The sequence below is a fragment of the Rhizobium sp. P1_C7 genome (genome assembly GCF_056406295.1).
Genome location: NZ_JBFUAL010000034.1, coordinates 1 through 25417, shown reverse-complemented (window position 1 = coordinate 25417; position 25417 = coordinate 1). Strand labels below are relative to the sequence as shown.

The 25417-nt window shown below is 58.1% G+C and carries 22 protein-coding genes; 8 read left to right on the top strand and 14 right to left on the bottom strand.

Annotated elements, in window-relative coordinates:
- Window positions 1-19: 19 nt before the first annotated feature.
- Genes AC1D2R_RS29850 through AC1D2R_RS29835 form a run of 4 tightly spaced genes read right to left on the bottom strand, consistent with a single transcriptional unit; the run spans window position 20 to window position 4015 of the window.
- Complete coding sequence (locus AC1D2R_RS29850; RefSeq protein ID WP_477973171.1) at window positions 20-871, bottom strand: DMT family transporter; 852 nt, start codon at window positions 869-871, stop codon at window positions 20-22.
- Window positions 861-1832: an amino acid ABC transporter permease gene (locus AC1D2R_RS29845; RefSeq protein ID WP_477973169.1), complete on the bottom strand. Its 972-nt coding sequence runs from the start codon at window positions 1830-1832 to the stop codon at window positions 861-863. The genes AC1D2R_RS29850 and AC1D2R_RS29845 overlap by 11 nt, the downstream gene beginning before the upstream one ends.
- An 18-nt stretch (window positions 1833-1850) precedes the next feature.
- The gene (locus AC1D2R_RS29840; protein WP_477973167.1) at window positions 1851-3131 is read right to left on the bottom strand and encodes an NAD(P)/FAD-dependent oxidoreductase; all 1281 of its coding nucleotides are present in this window, start codon (window positions 3129-3131) and stop codon (window positions 1851-1853) included.
- A 59-nt stretch (window positions 3132-3190) separates the two neighbouring features.
- Window positions 3191-4015 (bottom strand): transporter substrate-binding domain-containing protein, encoded by an 825-nt coding sequence (locus AC1D2R_RS29835; protein WP_477973165.1) that lies wholly within the window; start codon window positions 4013-4015, stop codon window positions 3191-3193.
- A gap of 600 nt (window positions 4016-4615) precedes the next feature.
- Between AC1D2R_RS29835 and ydiJ the strand changes: the two genes are divergently transcribed.
- The 5 genes from ydiJ (at window position 4616) to AC1D2R_RS29810 (ending at window position 12302) form a co-directional block, all read left to right on the top strand.
- Entirely contained in the window at window positions 4616-7669 is a 3054-nt protein-coding gene (ydiJ, locus tag AC1D2R_RS29830) for a D-2-hydroxyglutarate dehydrogenase YdiJ (RefSeq protein WP_477973163.1), read from the top strand.
- Window positions 7670-7993: 324 nt separating this feature from the next.
- Window positions 7994-9481 carry a phospholipase D-like domain-containing protein gene (locus AC1D2R_RS29825; RefSeq protein ID WP_477973162.1) on the top strand — a complete coding sequence of 496 codons (1488 nt, stop codon included), beginning with the start codon at window positions 7994-7996 and terminating at the stop codon, window positions 9479-9481.
- Window positions 9482-9748: 267 nt separating this feature from the next.
- Window positions 9749-10519 carry an endonuclease/exonuclease/phosphatase family protein gene (locus AC1D2R_RS29820; RefSeq protein WP_477973160.1) on the top strand — a complete coding sequence of 257 codons (771 nt, stop codon included), beginning with the start codon at window positions 9749-9751 and terminating at the stop codon, window positions 10517-10519.
- A gap of 585 nt (window positions 10520-11104) precedes the next feature.
- Window positions 11105-11683 (top strand): BA14K family protein, encoded by a 579-nt coding sequence (locus tag AC1D2R_RS29815; protein WP_477973158.1) that lies wholly within the window; start codon window positions 11105-11107, stop codon window positions 11681-11683.
- Between the two features lie 160 nt (window positions 11684-11843).
- Window positions 11844-12302, top strand: a complete 459-nt coding sequence (locus AC1D2R_RS29810) for a hypothetical protein (protein WP_477973156.1) — start codon at window positions 11844-11846, stop codon at window positions 12300-12302.
- 295 nt (window positions 12303-12597) lie between these two features.
- Here AC1D2R_RS29810 and AC1D2R_RS29805 read toward each other — a convergent pair whose 3' ends face one another.
- The 8 genes from AC1D2R_RS29805 to AC1D2R_RS29770 all read right to left on the bottom strand — a co-directional run bounded on the left by AC1D2R_RS29805 (window position 12598) and on the right by AC1D2R_RS29770 (window position 21587).
- Window positions 12598-14598: an ABC transporter ATP-binding protein/permease gene (locus tag AC1D2R_RS29805; RefSeq protein ID WP_477973154.1), complete on the bottom strand. Its 2001-nt coding sequence runs from the start codon at window positions 14596-14598 to the stop codon at window positions 12598-12600.
- A 221-nt stretch (window positions 14599-14819) separates the two neighbouring features.
- Window positions 14820-15908, bottom strand: coding sequence for a porin (locus tag AC1D2R_RS29800; RefSeq protein WP_477973152.1), 1089 nt, complete (start codon window positions 15906-15908; stop codon window positions 14820-14822).
- Between the two features lie 553 nt (window positions 15909-16461).
- A complete protein-coding gene (locus tag AC1D2R_RS29795) occupies window positions 16462-17340 on the bottom strand; it encodes an MBL fold metallo-hydrolase (protein ID WP_477973150.1) in 879 nt (292 codons plus the stop codon).
- Between the two features lie 94 nt (window positions 17341-17434).
- On the bottom strand, window positions 17435-17665 hold the full coding sequence (locus AC1D2R_RS29790) for a DUF6894 family protein (RefSeq protein ID WP_477973148.1): 231 nt from the start codon (window positions 17663-17665) through the stop codon (window positions 17435-17437).
- Between the two features lie 42 nt (window positions 17666-17707).
- Complete coding sequence (locus AC1D2R_RS29785; protein WP_477973146.1) at window positions 17708-18160, bottom strand: hypothetical protein; 453 nt, start codon at window positions 18158-18160, stop codon at window positions 17708-17710.
- A gap of 1042 nt (window positions 18161-19202) precedes the next feature.
- The gene (locus AC1D2R_RS29780; RefSeq protein ID WP_477973144.1) at window positions 19203-19661 is read right to left on the bottom strand and encodes a carboxymuconolactone decarboxylase family protein; all 459 of its coding nucleotides are present in this window, start codon (window positions 19659-19661) and stop codon (window positions 19203-19205) included.
- 272 nt (window positions 19662-19933) lie between these two features.
- The gene (locus AC1D2R_RS29775; RefSeq protein WP_477973142.1) at window positions 19934-20464 is read right to left on the bottom strand and encodes an MAPEG family protein; all 531 of its coding nucleotides are present in this window, start codon (window positions 20462-20464) and stop codon (window positions 19934-19936) included.
- 214 nt (window positions 20465-20678) lie between these two features.
- Window positions 20679-21587, bottom strand: a complete 909-nt coding sequence (locus AC1D2R_RS29770) for a LysR substrate-binding domain-containing protein (RefSeq protein WP_477973140.1) — start codon at window positions 21585-21587, stop codon at window positions 20679-20681.
- Window positions 21588-21692: 105 nt separating this feature from the next.
- Between AC1D2R_RS29770 and AC1D2R_RS29765 the strand changes: the two genes are divergently transcribed.
- The gene (locus tag AC1D2R_RS29765) at window positions 21693-22700 is read left to right on the top strand and encodes a zinc-dependent alcohol dehydrogenase family protein (RefSeq protein ID WP_477973138.1); all 1008 of its coding nucleotides are present in this window, start codon (window positions 21693-21695) and stop codon (window positions 22698-22700) included.
- 216 nt (window positions 22701-22916) lie between these two features.
- On the opposite strand, the gene AC1D2R_RS29760 is transcribed toward AC1D2R_RS29765, so the two are convergent.
- A complete protein-coding gene (locus tag AC1D2R_RS29760) occupies window positions 22917-23849 on the bottom strand; it encodes a LysR family transcriptional regulator (RefSeq protein ID WP_477973136.1) in 933 nt (310 codons plus the stop codon).
- 94 nt (window positions 23850-23943) lie between these two features.
- Between AC1D2R_RS29760 and AC1D2R_RS29755 the strand changes: the two genes are divergently transcribed.
- On the top strand, window positions 23944-24741 hold the full coding sequence (locus tag AC1D2R_RS29755; RefSeq protein ID WP_477973134.1) for an NAD(P)H-dependent oxidoreductase: 798 nt from the start codon (window positions 23944-23946) through the stop codon (window positions 24739-24741).
- Between the two features lie 266 nt (window positions 24742-25007).
- Here the strand turns inward: AC1D2R_RS29755 and AC1D2R_RS29750 are convergent, their stop codons facing one another.
- A complete protein-coding gene (locus AC1D2R_RS29750; RefSeq protein WP_477973132.1) occupies window positions 25008-25154 on the bottom strand; it encodes a hypothetical protein in 147 nt (48 codons plus the stop codon).
- Window positions 25155-25244: 90 nt separating this feature from the next.
- On the opposite strand from AC1D2R_RS29750, the gene AC1D2R_RS29745 reads away from it, so the two are divergent.
- On the top strand, window positions 25245-25417 hold a 173-nt coding region (locus AC1D2R_RS29745; protein ID WP_477972034.1), incomplete at its 3' end, for a transposase.

The following is a 25417-nucleotide window of genomic DNA, read 5'->3' as shown; positions in this document are numbered from 1 at the left end:
TCCTCCGGTTATCTCAGGATCAGCCAGCCGGAACCAACAATGATTGCGGCGCCGACGAGGGTGTGGGTTTCGATGGGAGCGCCAAACAGCAGGGTGCCGTAAAGGCATCCCCAGACGATCTGGTGTATTGGAATGGCGCGACGACCGCCCGCACCAGCAGCACGAGACCGCAAAAGAGTGTGAGTCCGGCAGCAGTGGCGATTGCTATGTCAGTGGGCGTGACGGCGGCAAAGCCGCCTCGGGTCAGCGTGACAGCGAAGGAGAGCACGCTCAGCACCAACAGCAAGCTCGCCACCAGTGCAGTGTCGGACTCCGTCGCCTTGGTCCGACGCAGCAGCACCAGTGACAATGCAAAAAGCAGGGCAGAGCCGACCGCCGCTATGTGCCCGAAGCGCAGCGCTGTGGCGCCGGGCTGCAGAGCCACGATCACGCCGCTGAATCCGAGGAGCACGCCAAACCAGCCGGCTGCCGACGATCGCTCGCCGAGAAAGGCAAAGGCGAGTAAGGCCACCAGCGCCGGCGACAGGAAGGACAGCACGTAGGCCTCGGCAAGGGGAAGGGCCGCAAAGGCGTAATGGATGAGCAACGTGTCGCCAGCAAGCAGGATTGCACGCGCGAAGGCGAGGCGGGGATGGCGCGGCAAGAGCGCCTCTCCGCGGCCCGACATCACGGCGGATGCCACCACGAACGTGAGGCCCGCGGCCGTGATCATGAAGGTCACCTGCGGCACGGGGAAACGCTCGCTCAAGAGCTTTACCAGCGCATCGGTGCCTGAAAATACCGCAAAGGCGCATAGGACAATCAGTGCAGCCCTGAGGTTCGACCCAATGACGCCTCCTTCTCCTGACGCCGCCGACGCTTCAGCGAGCATTGAAGCGTCCGAAATGGGCTTCGATGCGCGACTGCAGGAATTCGAGCCCGATCGACAGCACCCAGTAGATCATCGAGGCGGTGATCAGCATCTCGATATGACGGAACTCCGTCTGCCCCTGGGTTCGGGCAAGATACATAATCTCCCAGACGCCGACCACCGAGACAAGTGAGGAATCCTTCAGCATGGCGATGAACTGGTTGCCTGTAGGGGGCACGATGACCCGCATCGCCTGCGGCAGAATAACAAGAAACATCGTCTGGTTCGGGCTGAGGCCAAGGGCCGTCGCGCCTTCTGTCTGGCCACGCGAAATGCTCTCGATACCGGCGCGAAAGATTTCCGTCATATACGCGCCGTAGCAGAGCGAGAGTGCCAGAATGCCCGCCGGAACCGCGCCGATGACGTAACCAACCTGCGGAAGGCCCAGGTAGATGATATAGATCTGCATCAGCAGCGGCAGGCCGCGAAACAACGAGGTATAGAAGGTCGCAAGACCGTAAATCACGCCATTCTTTGACAGTTTTGCAATGGCGCCGGCCAGCGCAATCGCGGTCGCGATCGCGATCGAGATCGCGGAAATGTAGAGCGTCGTGACGACGCCTTGCGAAATCATGAAGCCGACCTTGCGGGCGATGAAGGAGAGCGACAGGTCGAATGAGTAGAAAAACAGCATCAGAAGCACAAACAGTTCGACCCAGACCGCAACGATCTGTTGTCGGCGCGGCAGAAACTGCAGCAGCTTCCAATTAAACGCGACGATCAGGGTGATGGCGACTGCCGATAATGCGCGGCCGATCTGCTTGTTTTCCTTCAGCCATTCGAGTGCCGCGGGAAAGAGCTTCCCAATCCAGGCCGAGCTGATGCCAAGCCCAAAGAGCCCGGCTGCGATCAGAGCAAAAACCAGCAACATGCCGATGCGCCGCGCCGTTGCGGGATAATTCAGTATCAGTCTTCCAAGCATCGATGTCCCCCCGCCAGATCAGGCAACGCGTTCACGCCACCAGTCCTGCGCCTGCAATTTCCAATAGGTGAGCTGTGCCGTGGCAAGACCTGCAAATCCGCCCGCCCAGACGAGGCCAAAGGGCTTAAACAGTTTGTAGCGATCCGACTGGCCGAGCAACGCCTCGGCGATCAGCTTGCCGCCTATCGCCGTCGTGTTGAGGCCGTGGCCGCCAAAGGCGGTGCAATGCCAGACGCCGGGCTGCATCTCCCCGATCTGGGGCATGAGGTGGCGTGCATAGGACATGAGGCCAGACCAGGCGAGCTCTGTCTTCAGTTCCTTCAGCTGCGGATAAGTGCCGGTCATCTCGCGGCGCAGTTCACGGGCGAGCGCCGCCGGCGAGGCTGCGCGGGCGGTGATGCGTCCGCCCCATAAGATACGCTTTCCGTCTTCCACCAACCGATAGTAGTCGCCGGCACGGCGGTTGTCGCCAATCGCGTCTCGGGTTGCGATGGCCTCCCGGATCAAGTCTGGAGCTTCCTCTGTCAACATGACGTAGGTCGCGATCGGCAGGTAGGAGCGATTGAGTTTGCCGACCAGCGCTCCTGTATAGCCGCCCGTCGTGAAAACAACGCGCCGGGCTCTCACCAGGCCGCCAGCTGTCATGGCTCTCTTTTCGGACCCGTCGAGGTCACAGCGCGTCGCGGCTGAATTCTCATAGATGCGTCCGCCCAGACGCTCGATTTCCGCGGCAAGCGAACGCAAATAGTTGAGAGGGTGCATGTGAAACGCCCTGGGATCGCGCAGCGCCTGGAAGTAGCGAGGCGATTTCAGCCGGCTGCGAACGGCGTCGGTGCCGAAATATTCGAGCTCGTATCCGTAGTCGCTGCGCATCTGATCGGCGTATTTTCTGAGGCTGTCGCCGCCGTCGTAGCGCAACACGCTCATGATGCCCGGCTGCGGCCTGGCGTCCGAGATGGCGAGATCGCGGATCGTGTCGCGCACGAAATCGACACCCTCGATTGAAAGGCGATGAATTTTCTTCGCTGCCTCGCTGCCCGCAACGCGCGCAATGGCATCGCCACCTGTCGCAAAACCCGGGCTGACGAAGCCTCCATTGCGACCCGACGCACCGAAACCGACATTTTCGGCTTCGAGCACAATGACCGAGATCCCGGCCCGGGCGAGCTGCAGCGCGGTCGTCAGGCCGGCAAGGCCGCCGCCAACGATCAATGTGTCACATTCCAGAGAGCCGGAAAGGGCCGGACGCTCGGCGTCGTTCGTCATGGACCGACGGTAGTAGGTATCTGGATAGGTCATGGGGTGCTCGTGCGGCAGGAAAATGAATGCCAGGCGTTGCGCCTGGCATTGTTTGCGTCTCAGTCGGCGCTGTAGTCCTTGCCATACCACTTGGTGGTGAGAGCGGCGAGCGTGCCGTCCTTCTTCATGTCGGCGATAAGGCCTCCGACCTTGGCCGTCCAATCCGGATCGCCCTTCTCGTCGATGACGACCAGCGGCTCCCGGAAGGCATAGCCATCGTCAAGGATGCGCAGGGGATAGCCGTTCTTGATGGCATTCTTTGCGGTCTGTTCCGGCGCGATCACAGCATCGAGCCGAACACCATCGCCGAGGCGCAGGTCGTCAAATGGCAGCATGGAATCTGCAAATGTGCGGACTTCGCCAGGTTCAAGCTTGTATTCGACTGGCGGCAGGCCGGGCGCGTCGATTTCAAGCTGACGACGGATGAAGTCTTCCGATGTGGTCGCCGTTTCGACGCCAATCACCTTGCCCTTCAGATCCCCAACGGTCTTGGCGGTGCTGTCCTTGTGAACCACGTAGACGTAGGGGCTGTAATAGTAGATCCCGGCAAAGTCGATCACCTGTGCACGGGCCTTGGTCGGCGTCACTGAACCAACACCGAGGTCGTAGCGTCCCTGCCAGCGCCCGCCGGTGAGCGTCGCCCAGTCGGGGGTCTGGAAGCTGACATCGACGCCCAGTCGCTTGGCGATCTCGCGGGAAACGTCGATATCAAAACCAACCATTTCGTTCTTGTCATCCAGATAGCTCTGGGGCGGCCAGCTGCTGTTGGTCGCAACGACAATCGCCTTCTTGTCCATGACACGATCAAGCGTCTCGCCCGCAACCACCGGGGTCGCAATGGCAAGGAGTGCTGCGCCCGTGATAAGCCTGCCAAAGATATTCATGTGTTCCTCCCAGAACATTTTTGTAAGATGTCTGACAAGTTCTACCGAAGGAAATTGTCGTCTGTCAACCCCGCTGTCCCATCCGTTGGTGAGATGTCGTGATGATCACCCGCCGACGCCTTTGTCGGGTCCTGCAGTTTGTCGTCTGGCAGCCACACGGATGAGGCTGCGCTATTCGGCCGGCGCCTTTGAAAAGACACGTGAGGGTTCGCACACAGATGCCTGCAGGCTGACGATGTCCCATCGGACTTCGACAGTCGGCCATTCCAACTCGGCATCAAGTCAGCGAAATATCTCACAATACACGCCGATTCAAGGCGACTATGTTGCTCTACGCGAATAACCCTACCGGTGTCCAAGGTGAGACCACGATGTTCAATCACGCCCCCTCTGGAGATGCAGCGCCAGCCGTTGAGACTGAGCCCATGGAGCGGCTGGAGCGCTTCGATTGCCGGGGAGACGGAAAAGGCGGTCCTGCACCTTGCATGGTGAAGGGCATTCTTCGGGGGACTGCAGATCACTGTATAACTGACGCAGTAGGTCGGGCATGGGCCACCTTCTCCTGATCATGGTCCTTGTACAGTTCTTGCATTTTTTCCGATGATCCCGCGACTTGAAATCACCGAGCCCGAACCCTTCGTGCCGCTCGACTTCTTCGAACGGCTGATCGAGGCCGGTTTTTCCGGCGATATCGATCGCAGCAGAGGCGCGCGAACGGTGTCGTCAACGGACAATTCGATCTATCAGGTCACGCCTGCCGGGATCGTTTTTCCGCGAACGACCGAGGATGTCTGCGTGGTCGCAATGACCCTGTCGGAGCCGGCCTTTCGCCATGTGACCATTGCGCCGCGAGGCGGCGGGACGGGCACCAACGGCCAGTCGCTGACAGATGGAGTGGTGGTCGATTGCTCTCGCTACATGAACCGTATCCTTGAGATCGATCCGGTCCGACGCACGGCGCGCGTCCAGGCAGGTGTTGTTAAGGATCAGCTCAACAAGGCGCTGAAGCCCCATGGCCTATTCTTCGCACCGGAGCTTTCGACTTCAAACCGCGCAACGATCGCGGGCATGGTGTCGACCGACGCCTGTGGCCAAGGCTCGTGCGTTTACGGCAAGACGAGCAACCACGTGGCTGGCCTTCGCGTCGTGCTAGCGGACGGTACACTGTTCTGGTCGCGGCCCCTTGACGATGCTTCGCTCGGGGAGATCAAAAGACGGCAGGACCGGATCGGCGATATTCATCGCACGGTCGACGCCATCGAGTGCGAAAAGAGAGACTTGATTGCAGAGATCTTCCCGTCGCTGAACCGCTACATGACAGGATATGACCTGGCTCATATTCGTCGCCCAGACGGTCGCTTCGACCTGAACGCCGTGCTTTGCGGATCCGAAGGCACGCTGGCGATGATCGCCGAGATCGAGGTCCAGCTGTTGCCGATCAAAGCATGCGCCGCGCTCATCAACATCCGCTATGCCAACTTCAACGCCGCGTTGGAACACGCGCGCACGCTGGTGGCTCTGAAAGTCGATTCCGTCGAGACCGTCGACGAGACGGTGCTGGGGCTTGCCAAGGGTGACATTGTCTGGCCCAGCATTGCCCGGTACTTCCCGGACGATACACCTGAACCCATGAGCGGCATCAACATCGTCGAGGTTCTCGCCGATGATGAAGAAACCTTGGAACACAGGCTCAAATCGCTGACCATTTCGCTGGACGCGGCGATTGACAGCGTCCATCGCGGCTACGTGGTGGCACGGCGTCGCGAAGACATCGAGGCCATCTGGACGATGCGCAAACGTGCCGTCGGACTGCTCGGCAGCGTCCAAGGCGCGGTACGACCCGTGGCCTTCGTCGAAGACACCGCCGTGCCGCCCGAACACCTTGCCGACTACATCCGCGAATTCCGTGCGCTGCTCGACGCCGAACAGGTGGCGTACGGCATGTTTGGTCACGTGGATGCCGGTGTATTGCACGTACGACCGGCACTCGATCTCACCTTGCCAGAGCATGCGGCGCTGGTGCGCAAGATCAGTGACGCGGTGGTCGCACTTACCCGCAAATATGGCGGTGTTCTTTGGGGTGAGCATGGCAAGGGCGTGCGATCGGAGTATGTTCCTGAGTATTTCGGGCCTCTCTATTCGTGCCTGCAGCAGATCAAGCGCGCCTTCGACCCCGCCAATCAGTTAAACCCGGGCAAGATTGCGTCACCCACCGGAGAGGCTTTGCTGAAGATCGATCAGGTGCCGATGCGAGGCAGCTTCGATCGTTCGATCGGCAAGGACATTCGCTCCGCTTTCGACAATGCCGCCTATTGCAACGGCAACGGGGCCTGTTTCGATTTCGATGAGACCGGGTTGATGTGTCCATCCTACAAGGCGACCCGGGACAGGCGCCAGTCGCCAAAAGGACGTGCTTCGCTGATGCGCGAATGGCTGCGCCAAATCGCGCAAAGCGGTGGCGACCCAATCAGCGAGGCCGATAGATTGCGTGCAGGCGGCCGGATCACGGATCTTCTTGTCCGCGCCTTCAATAGCCTCGATCCGAGGAACCGCAACGACTTCTCCCACGAGGTGCGAGCAGCCATGGACACATGTCTGTCCTGCAAGGCCTGCACTGGTCAGTGTCCAGTCAAGGTAAGTGTGCCGGCATTTCGGGCGAAGTTCATAGAACTCTACTACGGCCGCTACCTGCGCCCACTCAAGCACTCGATTGTTGCCGCGATCGAAACAGCCCTTCCAACGATGGTCCGGGTGAGGCCAGTCTACAACCTTTTGATCGGAACCACTCCCGGCAAGGCTCTGATGCGTCTCGTCGGATTGACGGCCCTCCCTCCGATCCCACCTCTTTCACTCAGGCGAGAGACGAAACGGCTTGGGGTTCCAGAGGCCACGCCTCGAACGATCAAGGCACTCACTCCCGATGAACGTCAACGTGTCGTCGTGCTCGTGACAGACGTCTTCACCGCGCATTTCGACCCAATGGTGGTCAGTTCTACCATCGAACTCGTGCGAAAGCTTGGTTTCATGCCATACCTTGCACCACCCCACAGGAACGGTAAGCCACTGCACGTCCACGGTTATCTTGGCCGGTTTCAGAAGACGGCGGCACGGACGGCACTCGTCCTTGGGGAGCTCGCCGATCTCGGGGTCACGCTGGTCGGCATCGATCCCTCCATGACGCTCGCCTTTCGAAGCGAATACAAATCAGCCCTCGGCAGCAAAGTGGGTTTCAACGTCCTGCTGCCGCAGGAATGGCTGGTGGCCAATGTCGGGCGGCTGAATCCAGCGAGGACCAGCGGCGGTCGTGAAACACCGGCTGGAACACAAGGATCGCTGTACACGCTGATGCTGCACTGTACTGAGCGCACCAACGCTCCGACATCTTCAGCGCAATGGAAATACGTGTTCGAGCACATGGGAGTCGATCTCAAGATAGGTGATGTCGGCTGCTGCGGGATGGCGGGCACCTTTGGTCATGAGGTTTGCAATCGCACTGTTTCCGAAAGGCTTTATGCCATGAGTTGGGCCGGTGCGCTGTCTGGGGATTGCGGAGCGGTGATGGCTACGGGTTATTCCTGCCGCTCACAGGTCAAGGCGATCGACGCAAGAGCCGTCCCGCACCCTCTCGAGATCATCAATCGACTGGTTGGTTAAACGCAGCCGATCGCCCTATGCCATATCTGTCGGGCCGGTGACCAAGCCGCTTCAAAGCTGCTGCCGCTGGGCCAGCCGGCTCCCCTCGCGGGTCCGTCGGTTGCTGGCGGATGACCGATAGATGACATCGACAATCGAAAGCTGTTCTCCGAGCCGGTCTCAACTGGCGGCGGCACACCCGCTCGTCCGCCGTGGGCGCGCCGGTCCGTGCGGAGGCACCCTATGAAGAGGCAAGCTCATCAGACGACCCGAAGGGTGGGAACGGATGACGATGCCGAGCGTTCATAGGGCACAAATGGCACGATTCATCAAAACGGAGACTCCATGGCCAGAATGAGGTGGACGGCGGTCAGAGAGGCGTCTTCGGCATCTGCAATCATCGAGCCGGGGCGCAATGTCTGGAACGTCGCGAAAGCGGAAAAGGCAGCGTTTCTGATCGACGGATCTGCGTATTTTTCTGCCCTTGATACAGCTCTTCGCGCTGCGCGACGCACGATTTGGATCGTCGGGTGGGACTTCAACCCAGATATTTGCCTGCGTCCGCGTGTCAGCTCAGAAACCCTTGGGGAACTGCTGCTCCATCTGGTCGACAGCTCCGCGGATGATCTGCAGGTACGGATCCTGGTTTGGGGGATGGGGCCTGTCTACTCTGGCAAGTCTTTGAAGATTTTCCGTGAAAGCGCTCTTTCCAGCCATGCGCAAATTCATTTGCGTTTCGATCTCAGGCATCCGTTCAGAGGCTGTCACCATCAAAAGCTCGTTGCCATTGACGATGACCTCGCTTTCCTCGGCGGGATCGATCTGACGGCGCGCCGCTGGGACGAGCCCGACCATCGCGTCGACAATGCCTTGAGAACGGCGCCGGATGGCCGGCCCTATAATCCCGTACACGATATCCAGGCGATGGTTTCCGGTGACGCAGCGCGGCTCATTGGCGATGTAGCACGACGACGTTGGAGACGGGCGACGGGTGAGACGATTGCCACTCCACCAGAGGCTACCCCGTCCTGGCCGGAATCGATCGTCGCCGATATGTGCGGGTCAAATGCAGGTATTGCCCTGACCGAGCCCGGGCTGGTCGGAAAGCGGGGTCGTCATGAAGCCATCAGACTAACCCGCGACGCCATCCGGGCGGCCAAGAAGTCAATCTATATCGAGACTCAATACCTCGCCTCCTTCGGGATCGCTCGCAGGCTCGGGCGCCGGCTGGAGGAACCGAATGGACCGGAGATCGTCGTCCTCGTTACCAAAAATTCGCACGGCTTGATTGAAAAGCTGACGATGGGGGGCAATCGCGATCGGGTCATTCGACGGTTAAAGCGAATGGATCATCACGACAGGCTGAGAATCCTCTATCCCGTCGTCCCAAATCCAAAAGGCGGCGAGCAGGAAGTTACCATCCATTCAAAGGTTGTCATCATCGACGATCGGTTCGTCCGCATCGGCTCCTCCAATCTGAACTATCGGTCCGAGGGACTCGACACGGAGTGCGACCTTGCCCTTGAAGCTGGCGAGGCAACTCATCGGGACGCGATCTCGGCTTTGCGAAGCAAGCTTCTGGCCGAGCATCTCGACACGACTGTCGAAGCGGTTGACGGGATGCTTCTGGAAACGCGTTCCCTGGTCAAATCACTCGATGGGCTCAACACCAGCCCGCGTGGACTGCGCGAGTTTTCTGTTGATCTAACTCAGGGTGGAATTTCTCCTCTCCCCGGCACCTCTGTTGTCGATCCGCAGATACCCTTTCATCCCCTGCGCAGATTGCGGTCGTTGTTCGCGACCCTCAGGATGAGATTGGCCGCTATCCTTTGACCGATGCCAACCTTTTTCCGCAATTCGCTGAACGCAAGTAGAACAGCTCGGGGCGAGAAACAGAAGGAAATGAATTGTTCGAAACGGCGCGCCGATCGAACGGTGGCGTCCAGAACACCAAGGCCTCCTCGCGCATTGCGTTGCCAGCCTGGCGATGTTCGCCAGGACGACCGCGGTCACGGTCTGAAGAAAACCAATCTGTTTTGTTGCTTGTTGCTGACAGGTTCGCCCAGATGGAACGAACAACGCTGATCCCGGTTCCTTGCCATGAGCTCAAACCGTGACAATCCCCCCAGCCGCCGTTCGCACACGATCTCGATTCTGACCTACAATGTGCACAGCTGCATCGGAACGGACCGTAAGATCGATCCTTATCGAACTGCTGATGTTATCGCACAAACCGGCGCTGACATCATCGCGCTGCAGGAGCTGGACGTCGGACGCAAGCGGACAGGCGGAATGGACCAAGCCCATGTCATAGCCTCGCTTTTGAAGATGGAGGCGCACTTTCATCCGGCGCTCCATGTGGAGGACGAGAAATATGGTGACGCAATTTTAACGGCATTTCCGACGCGCCTGGTCAAAGCCGGCCCATTGCCGTCACTCGGAGAATTGCGTGGCGCAATTTGGGTCCGAGTTGACCTGCCAGGGTTAGCATTGAATGTGCTGAACACTCATCTGGGGCTGAGCAATTTCGATCGCATGCAGCAGGTCTCAACGTTGCTCGGTAGCGATTGGATGGGACGTCGCGAGTTTCAGGATATCCCGACGGTCATCTGTGGCGACCTCAATGCCGTACCGTCATCGGCCGCCTACAAGGCCCTTGCCGCATGCTTTCGCGACGTACAGCGTGTTGCACCTACGAGAGCGGCGCGAACGTTTCCCTCCCGGTTCCCGTTTCTTCGACTGGATCATATCTTCGTCTCAAAGGAGATCGGCATTGTCCGCTCACAGGTGATTTCAACTGCGGCGTCACGGCGCGCGTCAGATCATCTGCCGGTTCTTGCGGAGATCGAGTTCCCGCCAGGCCCCGGGTAGTGTCTGACAGGGAGGCGGGATCGCCGTTCAGGCGATGATGTCCGGGCTCACCCGAACACGGCGCACTTGGCCAGGCGACCCGATCACACTATCCGGGTGACGACGTAGTTTGTGTCGTCCGTATGCGCAAAGAGCACAATCGTATCCCGCTGGCCTTTGTCGAACCCACATGCCGAGGTCAAGAGCGCGTCGGTACTTCGCAGGCAGGCGAGCTTGCGGCAGGACCGAACCCGCAGGTCCTGAGAGAGGTTCACGTCAGCCCGTTTCACGCTTCCGTTGGCACGATCATCTCAATGACCAATCGCGCTTGAGCCCCAGCCGATCGTCAGATCATTCCGTTTGCGCCTGCGCTACTTCATCCTTTCGGATGACCGGATAGTCCTCGTGGATCCTTCTGCTTTCACGATCGTTTACATCATCGCCGGCGCCGTCGGCGCTCAGCAACGCTGGAGGCCGAGGACAGGAAGGGAAATTGCATGATCTGTCTTGAGGATCGCGGTGGCGGTCTGCACGTCACGCGTCGTCAATGGGGGACATCCGCGCCACCAACCGATGGCTCAGGCTCAACACCAGGGTAACAACAAAATGAAGACCATTGCATCTATCACATTTGCGATCGCCAGCGCGATCGGCGCCTGCGTCGCGGCCGCATCGGTCGCTTCCCTTGTCATGGCAGAGCCCGAACCCCATTCGTTCACAGACCTCGCGGCTCCCGAATTCTGGACGACAAAGCCGGTCCGTGTGGATCCAGCAACGCAGCGCTACGAACGACTTGCGCCTGTGTTGTCAACCTATGTTACCGACGCCTCCGCGATCCGGCGTGTGAAGGTGTCGGACGGATCTACGTCACCAAGGACACCGCACGACCAGAGACAACTCTCTGCACAACACCAAATCTGGTGTTCACAACGCTTCCGGTCGTTTGACCCAGCGACCAACACCTACCGTTCCTATGGCGGAGACGTCAGGCAATGCGTGTCGCCTTTCGACCAGCATGCTGATGACGACAGTGAAACGGTCGGAAAATCGGCTCGTGCGACAGATGCTGCGTGGTGTGCAAGCCGGTACAAGTCCTACAGGGCTGAGGACAACACCTATCAACCCTATGGAAAGGCCCGTCGTCCTTGCGGCTCGCCTGGCGCAGTCGTCGCGACCAGTGAGTGATCGGCGAATACGATAAAAATTTTGCGTCCGAAACTGACGGACAAATCGAAGCCTGAAAATTCCTGATGAGCCGGAGGGAACTCCGCCACGTAAAACAACCATGCGCGGAACCCCGCGCACATTCTTTCGTTATTTCCTATTGCCGCAACTGGAGCAACGCATGTTTGAGACGCCATCGACCCTGAAGGAACTGTCTGCCGCACTCATCCAGTATATGGAACGATCTGAATATTTCCTCGGCATACACGCGCTGTTCGACAGCGAAGTCGTGTTTGCCAGGGATGTGGTCCACGTGAACTTCGAGATGCCAGCATTTCCGGTTGACGTGCCGGCGGTATGGGCGTGGCTTAAGGAGAACCTTAGAGGCGGCACTCAGCAGGAAACCTTTGTCTACAGGCTTCCGTTCACTGTCGATGACGAGGACGATCCGGATATGGATTGGATGATTGCCTTCAGCGGCACGGCCCCGATGACCATCTGGTTGATCGACCTGGCACATCACGAAACAACCGGGCCGGGAGAACGCTATGTCGTTCTAACGATTTCCGGTAAGCAAGCCGCCAAGGATTTCAAGGTCGCCTATGATGGAAAGAATGTGCGCATGCCCACCGATTTGTAGTGCGTGGTCGTAGTAGTGCAACGATTCGAAGCGTTGCGGCAATCAGCGGATACCTCCACGTCAGACGTCCGTAGAAATGATCCGCGTGGAGCCGCGTCTCACAACCGTCAAGCGATCGCCGCCTGTTCAATGCGCATGATACCCAATTCAAGCAACAGTCCTTCGCAAGTCGGCGATCTCTCCCCGGATTGTCAGGCTACTTCCCACATGCTCCCTTGACTGGCTGGGGTGTCCAGCCATCCGACAACCGGTCTAGACACACGACCTCATCCAATACCGACCAACCGCACTTCAATCATTGCTCTGAGACCGGCCCCGCTGCTTGACGTCGTGCGCCTTGCCGTTGGCCCCGCCGCTTCTTCACAAGACGCGAAAACATGGTCCGTTTTCTTTTGCGCGGGACAAGATCAATATCGCTGACGAGCTTTGCGCCGCCCTCGCGTCGCTCCAAGGTAATCTTGCGGCTATGGAAGGCTTCCAGCTCGGCTCGGTGCCCTACGCTTAAAATGGTAACTGTAGGCAATTCATGGATCAGCATCTCCATAATCTTGTCCTGGCTCTTCTCATCGAGCGCTGATGTGGCTTCATCCAGCACGATGATATCGGGTTTGTGTAACAGGAGACGCGCGAACGCGAGACGTTGCTTTTCGCCACCTGACAAGGTGTGGTCCCAAGGCGCATCGTCCTCGAGCTTGTCGGTCAGGTAATCTAGCCCCACCGTGTGGAGGGATGCCTTGATCTCATCCAGCGTCCAACCATCGGCGGCGCGGGGATAGGCGACGGCACGGCGAAGCGTCCCGGAAGGAATGTAGGGACGTTGTGGCAACATGAACAGTCGTCTGTCGGAGTGGAAATTGACGCTGCCTTCACCCCACGGCCAAAGCCCTGCGATCGCACGCACCAGCGTACTCTTGCCCGAACCGGATTCACCGGCCACGAGCACGCGTTCCCCTGGTTCGATCACGACCTTCGTTTCTTTGACAACGGCAGTGCCGTCGCCAAGCGACACCGAGACATCGTTTAGACTGAGCATCGTATCGCCTTCAGTCTCACCGCGCTTAATGCGTCCCAACTCGTTGCTTTGCTCCGAGCGCTCGAGCCCATCGAGCGACATCATCAGCGAGGCGATACGCCGTGCACAGGCATTCCAATCGGCAAGACGGGGGTAGTTGTCGACCAGCCATCCAAAAGCACTCTGAACAATGGCGAAGGCGGAAGCTGCCTGCATCACCTCTCCGAGGGTCATGCTGCCGTCAAGAAATTTCGGAGCGCAAAGAAGAACCGGAACAACGGGCGCAAACAGGCTCGACCCCTGAGACACCAGCGTTGTGCGCATGTGCTGGCCGGCAAGGAGCGCCCATTGCTTAAGCGCACTGGCGAACGTCTTGTCGAGGTCGTTACGCTCCTCCTCTTCGCCGCCGAGCAATGCGATGCTCTCACCGTTTTCCCGCACGCGCGTCAGCGTATAACGGAATTCGGCTTCCGCCTGGTTTTTGGCCTCAGAAACCTGGACGAAAAGGCGGCCGATGAATGCCATCGAACTGGATGTGATTGCGGCGTATACTACCGCAGTGACAACGAGAAAGCCGGGCACAGTCACTGTCGAACCCGCGACTGTCAGAGTCAGTGCCCCTCCGATCGCCCAAAGTACCACGATGAAGGTCGAGGCGGACAGAAATGCGGAGATGACACCAGCGACGAAATCGACAGGCGCTTCGGTGGCGACCCGCAAATCCTCTGCGATGCGCGCTTCGGGGTTCTTGTGGTCGCCGTCGATTAGGTTCAACTGATAATACCGACCGTTTGCAAGCCAGCGGGCTATGACTGCCTTGGTGAGCCATGAACGCCAGTTGCGCTGGATCATCATACGCAGGGCGACCTGTGAAGTGACAAGTGCCACACTTCCGAACACGAGTGGCAGAAAAACGGCGCTCAGAAAATAGACGGTGCTGGCATCACGTTGCTCAATGGCGTCAAAAATTGCCCGGTTCCAGACGTTGATTCCATACTGAAAGCCAACATTCATACCGATCAGGGTCAAGAGCCCGATCGAGCACGGCCACGCGAACTTATTGCCGCCGCGGCCCCAATAGTGGCGCGCGCTGATCCAGAACCGCGTCAGCAAGTACCTCCTGCGTACCTGTTCGGCCTCTTCCGGAGTCAGCTCTGGGTCAGGTTCGATGGCATCTGGCGGCGACACGACCTGGCCAGTCGATGCCTCATCTTGTCGTGACTTCTCGGCACCGGGGGGGTCGGTGCCGTCGACCGGTTCCGGATTAAATTTAGCGTCGATCATACCGTCGATAACGGCTTAAGAATCAAAAGGTTTCACGCCAATCGCGATCCAGGATACCGGGGGGCTTGCCGAAGATATCAAATAGTCGTCGCTACCGACTATTGCGGGGTGCAGTTTTCGTCCAACAGCGAAGTGTTGACGGGCGTACGGTGCAATTCACATTCCCGGACAGCCGAGGCGCCGCTTCAGTAGCAAAGCAAGTTCACTTCGTTTGCGGTTCGTTAAAACTTGACCCTGGCGCCGATTAGGACGGCGTAGCTGTCCTGAACGCTCGCGATTTCTTGATCATACGAGTATGTGCGAGCGCCAGCATATAGTTCCGTCCGCCAATAGTCGAGATTCTGGACGACCTGCACGCCGAAGGAATCGCTATTTGTATCCGAGCCTTCGATGTCCTTTCCAAAATAAGCATCGACGGAGAAGGCGGTCTTGCCCACTTCAAAAATTTCCGTCTGGTAACCGAGCTTGGCATAGACGTAGCGACCGTCGACCTGCTCATTATCGGAATACCCAGCAGCAAGCGTCAGGCTCAGACCCGTCGGCTGATGCAACAATGAAATCGAGGCATCGTAAATCGAATTGCCGTCTCCCGGCCTCGAAAAGGCCAATGCACCGCTGACTTTAAGGTCATCGATCGTTTCGTCATAGCGCAGCGCCACGTCCCAGACAGTGACATTGGTCGTCTCCGGCACAACCTGCGTTCCTATGGACGTTCCCAAGCTGAATCCGCCATAGGAGGGGGTGTCATATCGAACTCGCAATTTGCGGCCGAGACCGTCGTAGTCTGTGAACGCGTCTTTCACCTGAATAGAGGAGAGAGTTCCGTCATCCTGTCTGAAAAAAGGTCCGCCAGCCATGTCTGAAATAAGGGCATAGCCAACGACGCTAGTGCCGGAGAGATCGATTTCTGCGCTGCCGTCCGAGGCCATGCTCCCCTGACCGAACCAAAACTTGCCGTAATCATTTGCATCGACATAGACCTCTGCTTTTCGCAGGAGGTCTGACGACCAGTTGAAATCTCCCTTATTAAGCTGGTTGACGTATGTTGTTGCATAGGGGGTCCATTCCCCTTCAATATTTCCTCCAACCGACCAGCCATTATCAACCAGGCTGTAAACGCGAATACCGGCGCGAGTAGACGAATTGGCGTTGTCGACAGGGAAATAGTTGTCGGTTGAGCCGCCGTCGTCATATGTCAGCAGGCCTTTGTTGATCTGGCCGTAGAGTTCGATATAGGCGTTGTCGTCTCCGAGCCTCAGATCCGGAACCCCGTGCTCCTGCGCCTTACTGGTCTCGGCGGGCTTCTTCACCTCTTGTGCCGCAGAAAATCCAACCGATGTCAGCGATGCGAGCACAATGTAGATCGGGGCACGTATGACAGTATTTATTGTGCATCGCGTCATATGTTCCTCAAAGGGCTTTCGTCGGACGTTGGATTGCGCTGTCGTGCGCGGTCAGAAAGCAAGTATCTGCGCTGCAGTCGTGGGTCGCTTATCGCCGCACGTGCTGTCTGTGCTCATGGTTCATTAGTCCCTCGATTTGACGATGGCACTATTCTCTCTGATTCTCTAGACCGGAGACGGCGAAATAGGACAGTGGAGCGCCCCTCATTCACCGGACATGTCAGCCATTGAAAAATGGGCGCACGATATAAGCGCGGTTTCAGCGGGGAAGGGGTGAGATGTCAATGCGATCTCGCTTGACGCGGCAAGTCGCGCGTGCCGATGGGCCCGCCAATGCTGAACCGCTTGGCGGGTATTTTAGAGGAGGTTGGCGCGGGCCGCCCCCCTGGTGCTGGCCACTATCAAGGCAAGTCTCCCTGCAGCAAAGCGACAGTTGTTCTATGCCAGCCTGCTCAAAACCCTATTGCGCCTTCAATGTCGGATCCCACTTGAAGTGGCCACCATCCGCTTCGATATAGCCCACTCCGGGGAACGGGAAATGGGGAGCGAAAATCAGCTCTTTCGTCTCGGCTAGTTTCTTCAATGTCTCGACCCGGTTTTTCTCACCACCGGTCGCGTCACTGTCGAAGGCAACCGGCCACTCTGGCTGGGCGAGGGAAATGATTGAGCTGTGAACCGTGTCGCCGATGTCGAATAGCCGGTCCTTGCCGGATTGGATCTGATAGCCGACATGGCCTGGCGTATGGCCTTTTAGCTCGACTGCCGTAATGCCTGGAACGACAGTAGCACCCGGCGCGAATGTCTGAACCTGTTTACCGATCACCTTGGTTATCTCGGCGAGTTGGTCGTTCTTCGTGGCGAAGGACCATTCAGCCGACGACATTCGAATGGTCGCCTTCGGGAAGGCTAGCTTGCCATCCGCGACCAGGCCGCCGACATGGTCGGGATGGGAATGCGTAATCAGTACGTCGGTCACGTCTTCCGGACTATAGCCCGCCTGGGAAAGGCTCTGCTGCAACGCGCCGCCCACTCCGGTGTCGATGAGCACCAGCCGTCCAGGCGTCTTGACCAGCAAGGCGTCAACGCTGAGCGTCACGGTATCGGTCGGCGCGCCAGCCGCCTTCAGTACCGCGCCGATCTCCTCGGGAGTGTGGCCGACGCCGAGTATTTTTCCGTCATTCGGCTTCACGAATTGGGCGTCGTGCAGTGCGACAAGGTCGAACGATCCGACCTTGAAGGATTGGGAGCCAGGTTGCTGCGATGGCATCTGGGCAAAGGCAGCGGTTGCGAGCAACGTTGCAGCGGCAACGAATACAGTAGGCGCTTTGCGAACTAACATGAGACCATCCTTTCGATGGGTTTGCATATCCTTAAACCACGATTATCACTCATATCGGTGATCGCGCGATCAGTAACTTCGAAGAGAGGCGCCGTCACTTGATGACGGATAGGAATGGAATCTCGGCCACGAGGTTTCCTCCCTCGTCGGTCACCTCGAACCGCTTTCCGTCGATGACTGAACCCTGCAGGACAAGCTCGGCCACCATCTCGCGAGCCGCAAGGATCGCTTCTTTCCTCACCGCGTCAATGCTGGGAAGATCAATGCCTTCCTTGTCCTCTTCGTAGTCGTCGCCCTCTCGGGTGTGGAAGTAGTATCGCGCCATGTCGTATTCCCCCGAAAGAGCGATCGTCTGTGATCGATGCGGTCAATCGGGCTGGACGGGCCGGATGGTATCGACAGAAATCTCGCCTTCGAGAACACCGCGCTTAAGGTCGGTGCGGCCGCGATCGATCTGGATCACCGTGTATAGCTTGTCATCTCGAAACGCGCTGGCGTTGACCGTTGTGACGTCGTCTGCAGGCGCGGCGTCGACTTCCATGAAGTCGAGTTCCCGGCTCGCGGCGACGATGCGGGCGTCGCCCGTCGTTCTTGCCGCCACAACGACGATACCGTGACCTGGAGAGTTCGCCCACCTCGGATCGTCCGGCGCGGCGATTGGTTCGAGGCGGTAGATGCCAAGCGGTTCGAGTGCCGCATTGGCCGCACCCTCCGCTGCGGCGTCGTTGATCTGCGCAAGACTCTCGACGGATCGGCCGAACGTGTTGGGGTTCGTCGCATTGTTGATCTCTTCGGTGCCTGCCTTTGAAACATTTGACATATCGACCTCCTGTGGATGGACGATAACGGGTTTGAAATCAATCTGTTCCTGTCCGACCTTGGGAGACTAGACGACGAGGGTGTCGTGAGCGCCACGAATTCAAATTCGTCGAGCGAGCAGTGCAGTTCCGTGCCGATCACGTCGACGCTCCAGCTCACTCGACCTTGCCGCGAGGTAGCCGACCGGGGGCCGAACCCGCCCCTATGGTTCATAGGAGATACCGACCCTCGCAGCCGTCTCTTTGGTCAGCGGCTCATCGCCTTCGGAGTGGCGCGGACGTCCCATAGACGGGCTGGGTCGGGAAGGCCGAGCCCCGCCTTCGTGCGGCTATGCCCTTACCCGAGCGCCCCGGTTACCACGGTCCTCGAAAGGATTTCTCGGCAAAAGATTCGGGAAATGGACAAACTCTGGAGCGAGGGGCTCAAAGCGCTGGGCGGGCCACAGCATTGCGCCGCAAAATCAGTCGAGCTGAGTTATCGCAGCACGTTGGGCGGGGATAAGCGCAATCCGCGACAAGCGAGCTGCGGTCTTAGCGAGAAAATTGAAATCGGTAAGGGTAAGTGCTCGTCGGAGCCGCAAACGGCTACGGTGAGGAATTCGGGGTCACGGCCAAAACCGATGTCGCCATCCTTTCCTTCCGCCCAATAGTAGAGTTCGGTTCTAGCTCCTCGATGTCAATGGACCAAACGCATTTCACCGGGCCGTAGGGAGCGTTCCGGCAACCTCGCTACGGACTGCAGCTGCCGTTGCGCGGGAAGGCTCTCGCCTCGATCCCAGGGGCGAGGTCGTCGTCCCCGGCCGCGACTGGATTGGTCAAAGCTTTTCAACCAACGAGGCCCATATTGAAAAGGGCTCCAAGGTTATTTGTGCAGCACATGGCAGTGCATTGACTTGCATAAGTGGACCCGCAGCAGACGGCTGCGGGTCCATTTCAATGGCTGCGAGGGAGATGGCACTCAGGAGCGTTGCGGCGCGGCCGGCTTGTCGCCAAGGTCTTACCGATGCTGTCCAGTTCGCCCGCTGCCCTGTTAGTCGGTGCCACTCAGGCGGCCGCCTTCTCGGCCGCTGGTCCACTCCAAAGGCTGAAGGCGATTGATAGACGGTTCCAGCCGTTGATCACGTTGATCATCAGGGTCAGTTTCACCTGCTCCTCGTCGGTGAACTGTGACTTTAGGTCCGTGTAGGCAGCAGTATGGCCTGAATTCCCCGCAATAAGCGTGAGGGCGTCGGTCCAGGCGAGCGCCGCACGTTCTCTTGTGGAGTAGCAAGGGGCCTCCCTCCATGCTGACAGAAGGTAGAGGCGGTGTTCCGTCTCGCCCTTTGCCCGGGCCTCCGCGGTGTGCATGTTGAGGCAGTTTGCACATCCGTTAATTTGCGATGCGCGGACTTTCACGAGCTCGATCAGGCTCGGCTCGAGACTTGTGGCTACGACGTTCGAAAAGTCGAGCCAGTTCTTCATTAGCGCAGGCGCAGCCGCAAATGGTTCAAGCTTCTGAGTCAATGTTGGATCTCCTTCTGTAGTATCCGGAACTATGACGATCCAGACGAGTGTCCTGTGACGTGACCCCATCATTTTTGTGAATTCACGATCCACTAATGCATTGTTGGTTCTGAAGTGCCGCCGATTTCGGACTAGCGGGAGCTGGAATTTCCGGGCTTATGGCTCAGCTCGGCGCGGGTGCCGATGAGCCGCTCATGAGCGAAACCGGCACCTTGTTGCCAATCGTGGCTGGAACTCTCATATGGAGGTTCACCCTCGTTCAGTTGCATCACCTAGACGGTCTCGACAAAGACCATCATGGCCGCGAGCAATAGCGTCAGGGCTGTGGGATAAAAGGTCAAGCCGAAACCAAATGCACGGCCGGAGGCACCCTTGCGGTAACCGCTCCAAAAACAGGCCCTACCAATGCAGAACAGAATGACCAGTGCGCCGACAAGCAGTGTCGATCTAGGAAGCACCACGGCAATGGCCGCGTGTGCGACAACTGCGAGGACTGTTTGTTCCAGCGTGTTCTGCACGATTGCGTTGGCGATCCGGACTGGCTCGGTGGCTTGCGTCATGCCGCTTCCGTCGATGTCCTCGCGCGAGGAAAACCGAAGTCGTGCGACGTTGGCGATCGCGGCAAAAAGCCAGATCGCGACAAAGACGTCGGCGCGCAACGCCTCCACGATACGCTGATTGACCGCATGCGCGGGACCCGAATCGACGATAACGGCGCCGACGATCGCAGTGACCGAGATAATGAACGAAGCCAGCATCCCAGCCGCCACTCGACGCTGCTTCTGTCGGAATTCAATAGCCACCTAACATAAATCCCTTTGGAGTGCGCCATTTCGCCGGATATTTCCGCTACTGAGATATTGCTTTGATTAATTCCCGAGGAGAAGCCCATCTTCAGCGCGGAGTGAGGATGGGGCCAGTGCTACGGCGACCAGCATTAGCCTCTTTCATTGCAGAAATCCTAGAAGGCCCGGGAGGCATGCCGGTTTCGAGATAATCGTGGGTCGATTGAGCTCACTATGCGCCAAGTTGGCTTGGCATCCGCTTGACCAATTCGCTCACGGCGGTTCTGACCTTCGTCAGGACATGAGGCGCTTGAGCGCGAACGGCAAAAACATCATTTCCGACAGCTCGGTGATCGACCATGAGTGGCGTCAATGAGTTATCCCTTATTCGATCCCGGACTAGCCAAGCGGGCAAGCAGGCAACTCCTGCCCCGGAGAGCGTAGCATCCACAATGGCCTGGAGATCATTCAGCCTAATTCTTCCGGAGGGAATGTATTCCAGGACAGGACCGTTGGGAGAGGTAAATCGCCACGGTTCTGGCCGACCCCCTCCACGGGTGAATGGAAGACAATCATGGCCAGCCAGTTCCTCCAGGCTCGTTGGCTGACCTCGCGTGCAAAGATAATCGTACGAGGCGCAAACGACCATGTCGAACGATCCGAGCTTTCGAGCCACATGGCCAGCGCGGTCGGGAAGGGGGCCGATGCGAATAGCGAGGTCTATTCGGTCCTCAACCAGGTCTACGATATGATCCGAAAAACGGAGGTCAAGTTCCAGTTCCTGATATTGCTGCGTGAAATCGATGAGGATGGGTGCGACGCATTGTCTGCCCAGCAGAAGAGGGGCACTCACTCTGAGAATGCCTGAAGGTCTGGTTGCGTCAGCATCGAGGACGGCCTCGGCAGCTTCCATTTCAGCCACGACGACGAGACAGCGCTCATAAAACTTCTGACCACGGTCAGTTAGGCTTTGTCCTCTGGTCGTGCGGTGGAACAGGCGCGTGTTTAGCCGACTTTCAAGCCGTGCGATGGCCTTCCCAACCGCCGACCGTGATAGTCCCAACTGATCCGCCGCCTTTGTGAAGCTCTCAGCTCCAGCTGCGTGAACAAATATCGAGATGCCGTTCAATGTGTCTCGCATGGCCACCTCATGTAGACTTTTCTTCTACTCTGAAACGATGAAGTTCATCTTATGTAGAAACAAGAACCTGCTAGCTATTGCAAGTTCGAAAAAAAGGAGAAGGCAATGAAGGCTTGGCAAATTAAGGGACCTGGTGCGGATGCTTTGCACCTCGCGGAGGTCAATGAACCGTCACCTCGATATGGAGAGGTCCTCATCCGCGTCAGGGCCGTTTCGTTGAATTATCGCGACATGCTGATGGTCGACAACAATGGGTATGGACGTTTCGGACTTCCTTTCACGCCATGTTCCGACCTCGCGGGGGAGGTCGCGGCGCTCGGAGAGGATGTCACTGCGTTTGCTGTTGGAGATCGCGTCATCAACAATTTCAATGGAGGTTGGATCGATGGCGAGCCTCCCCGCAAGAATGGTGAAATAGCCAGCTTCGGCGGTCCCCTGCCTGGCACGCTCGTTGAGTATCTGGCAGCGCCAGCGGAGTGGTTTGTTAAAGCGCCGACATCCTTATCTGATGCGGCAGCAAGCTGCCTGCCTTGCGTTGGACTGACCGCGTGGACCAGCCTGGTTGAGCTCGGCGGCGTGATGCCAGGACAGACGATAGTCATTCAAGGAACTGGTGGGTTTTCGTTGTTCGCTTTGCAACTTGCCCGCAAAATTGGTGCGGAAGTGATCGTGACAACAACCAGCCAGTCAAAGGCGGATCGCGTATCGGAATTGGGCGCAACGTACGTGATAAATCGAAACCAAGGACCGCATTGGGCCGAACAGGTCAAGGCTTTGACGCGGGGTAGGGGAGCGGATCATATTCTTGAAGTAGCGGGAGGTGCGAGCCTTGATCATTCGGTAAGCGCGCTTGCCCCTGGCGGTCGTATTTCACTCGTTGGCGTTATCGATGGCTTTAATGCTAGCTTCGCATCTGTTCCTGCCATCTTTACATTTGCGAACATCCAAGCCGTGTATGTTGGTCACAGACGGGGCCTCGAGCGCATGGTTCGCGCGGTCGACGTTTGCGCGATGTCCCCTACCATCGATTCTGAATTCGACTTTGAAGACTTTCCAAAAGCTTTGGCGCGATTCCGGGAAGGGCCATTTGGTAAAGTTGTGATCCGCGTCTGATTTCATCCAGACAGAGATGTTGCACCTCTTGGGAAGATAATCTGTTGCCGCCACTATCCTGAGCGCATTACGGCCATGCGACTTCGCGTGGTGCGCCTATGGCTTAACAGGACGAAGACGCCATATCGGAAGCGCATTCCTCAATCAACGCGATCTTGAGCCATATCGGCGATGCTTGAGTTCTTTGGCGCGACCGGAAGGAAAATTTGAACCCGGTTAACGAGCCCGAAGTGGCCCCTCGATACCTGGGACATCACGGACACGGTCCGCGAGAAAGTCGACCAGCAGCCTCACCCGAGCAACGCCCGCGCGCTCTGGGACAATCAGCATGCTCAGCGGCACGGGGGGTACCATGTAGTTTGCCAGGATCACCTCGAGACGCCCGGCCGCCAAAAGGTCCTCGACAAGCCATCGATGCGCGGGCGCGATGCCGCGCCCAGCAATAAGAGCCTCGCGCGCGGCAAGCCCATGATCGACCCGTAGTCGTCCGGAGAAGGGCACGCTGTGGCGTTCAGCGGCGCGTCCCTGCAATGTGAGCGTGTCGCTGCCTGCGACGTTGGACATCCGGATACCCTCATGACCAATCAGGTCCTGCGGGACAGATGGTGTCCCTTGCGCGGCCAAGTAAGATGGTGCTGCCACCAGCAGACGACGGCTCTGACCGAGGAGTCGTAACTTCATGGTACTGTCGGCAAGCGGGCCGAGCCGGAGCGCGATATCAACGCCCTCGCGCACAAGGTCGACGCGCTCATCAGTCAGGTTGAGGTCAACCCCGATGTCGGGATACTGATCCTGAAAGGCGAAGATCAGTCGGCTGACATGCAAGATCCCGAACGCCGCAGTGCAGGAGATACGGATCGCACCTGCCGAAGCCCCCCGTGTTCCCCTAGCCTCATCTGTTGCTTGCTCGACAAGGCGTAGAATCTGGATGCTGTTGGCATAGTAGCGGCTGCCTTCATCAGTCAATGTGACGCGGCGGGTGGTCCTGCTGAGCAGGGAAACGCCCACAGCCTCCTCGAGCTCTCGCAGATGCCGTGTGATCGTCGATTGCCCAACTCCGAGCTCACGAGCCACTGCCGAAAGGCTCCCGCGCTCAGCCACGCGCACGAAAGTTCGCATTCGCTCGAGCGTCAAGTCAGATCTATCCATTATTCGGCATAATGTTATGCATTACCTACACGTAGTGAACTAGCTATGGATTGTCTACTGTTGGGCTGTACGTTCCAACATCGAAAGGTGATCTATGAAAGTCCTAGTTGTCTTCGCTCACCCCGAGCCGCTCTCGCTCAACGGAGCACTCCGTGACGTCGCGTTGAAGGAGCTCGAGGCCCAAGGCCATGAGGTGCGGGTATCGGACCTCTATTCCGACAGCTGGAAATCAGAGGTCGACCGTGCCGACTTCCCCTCGCTCCCACCAGGCGGGCGGTTCATACCGGTAGCGGCATCCAAAAAGGCCTTCGATGAAAACATGCTGACAGAAGATGTTAAAGCCGAGATCGACAAGCTTCTGTGGGCCGACACACTGATCCTCCAGTTCCCTCTCTGGTGGTTCGCAATGCCGGCGATCCTCAAGGGCTGGGTCGATCGGGTGTTCGCCTACGGGTTCGGCTATGGGGTCGGCGAGCACAGTCATCAGCGATGGGGCGATCGCTACGGCGAAGGGACTCTCGCTGGGAAACGGGCAATGTTGATTGTGACCGCAGGCGGCTGGGAGGAACATTACTCAGCCCGTGGGGTCAACGGGCAGATCGACGACCTGTTGTTCCCAATCAATCATGGGATCCTCTACTATCCAGGCTACGACGTGCTGCCGCCCTTCGTCGTCTACAGAGTCGATCGCCTCGATGAGACTGCCTTTGATCCCATTGCAGAACGCCTGCGTGAGAGGATGCGGACCCTGGCGACCATTCCGCCCATTCCTTACCGGCAACAGAATGCCGGCGACTATGCGATCCCGACCATGCAGCTCAGGCCCGAAGTGGGAGATCCCAATGCGACCGGGTTCTCGCTTCATCTGAAGGGTTCTGTTGTTGCCGAGTAGCCAAACTGCGCGGCGTAGGCATTCCCTGCGCCGCACGCCGAGAGTGATAACGGCGTCGGTGCACTCAGCCGACGAACCCTGGGTGCGTTACAACTTGAACTAGGGATTCAAGAGAGATGCAATATTTACGATTAGAACTTGATCCGGTGTGGAGTTCAAAACATTCATGCTGTTCGTGGTAGTCGTCGGTGAGATTTCATCGGCAGTCGAGATGGCGGTCATTGTCATCCCGTCGAAGTCGAAGTAGCCCCGCGTCGATTGGCTGACTATGTGGCAAGTGCGTTTGCAAGGTCACTTGTCAAATCGTCCGCGTTCTTCAGACCAATTGAAAGACGCAGTAGACTATCGTTGATTTGAAATCCGGTCCCTCGTCCTCTTGTTTGTACTGGCGAAGACGCCCGATGCTCGATCAAGCTTTCAACTCACCCTAGCACTACTTTGGCAGATTAACCGACGGTTAACGATAATCGGCCATCTTTGGCACCTCAAAAGGGGTGCGGTGGATGGTGGAGCAGGATATTGCACTGACGGATTGGCTGAAGCCGTTCGTTGAGAAGCTTGGTCACAAGAAGCGGCGGCAGATGTGCCCGGTATATATTTCGGGCCTGATCGGACCAGGTGATCGCAAGAGTATCGAGCCGATGGCGGAGCGCCTTGCGCCCGATCACTACGACCG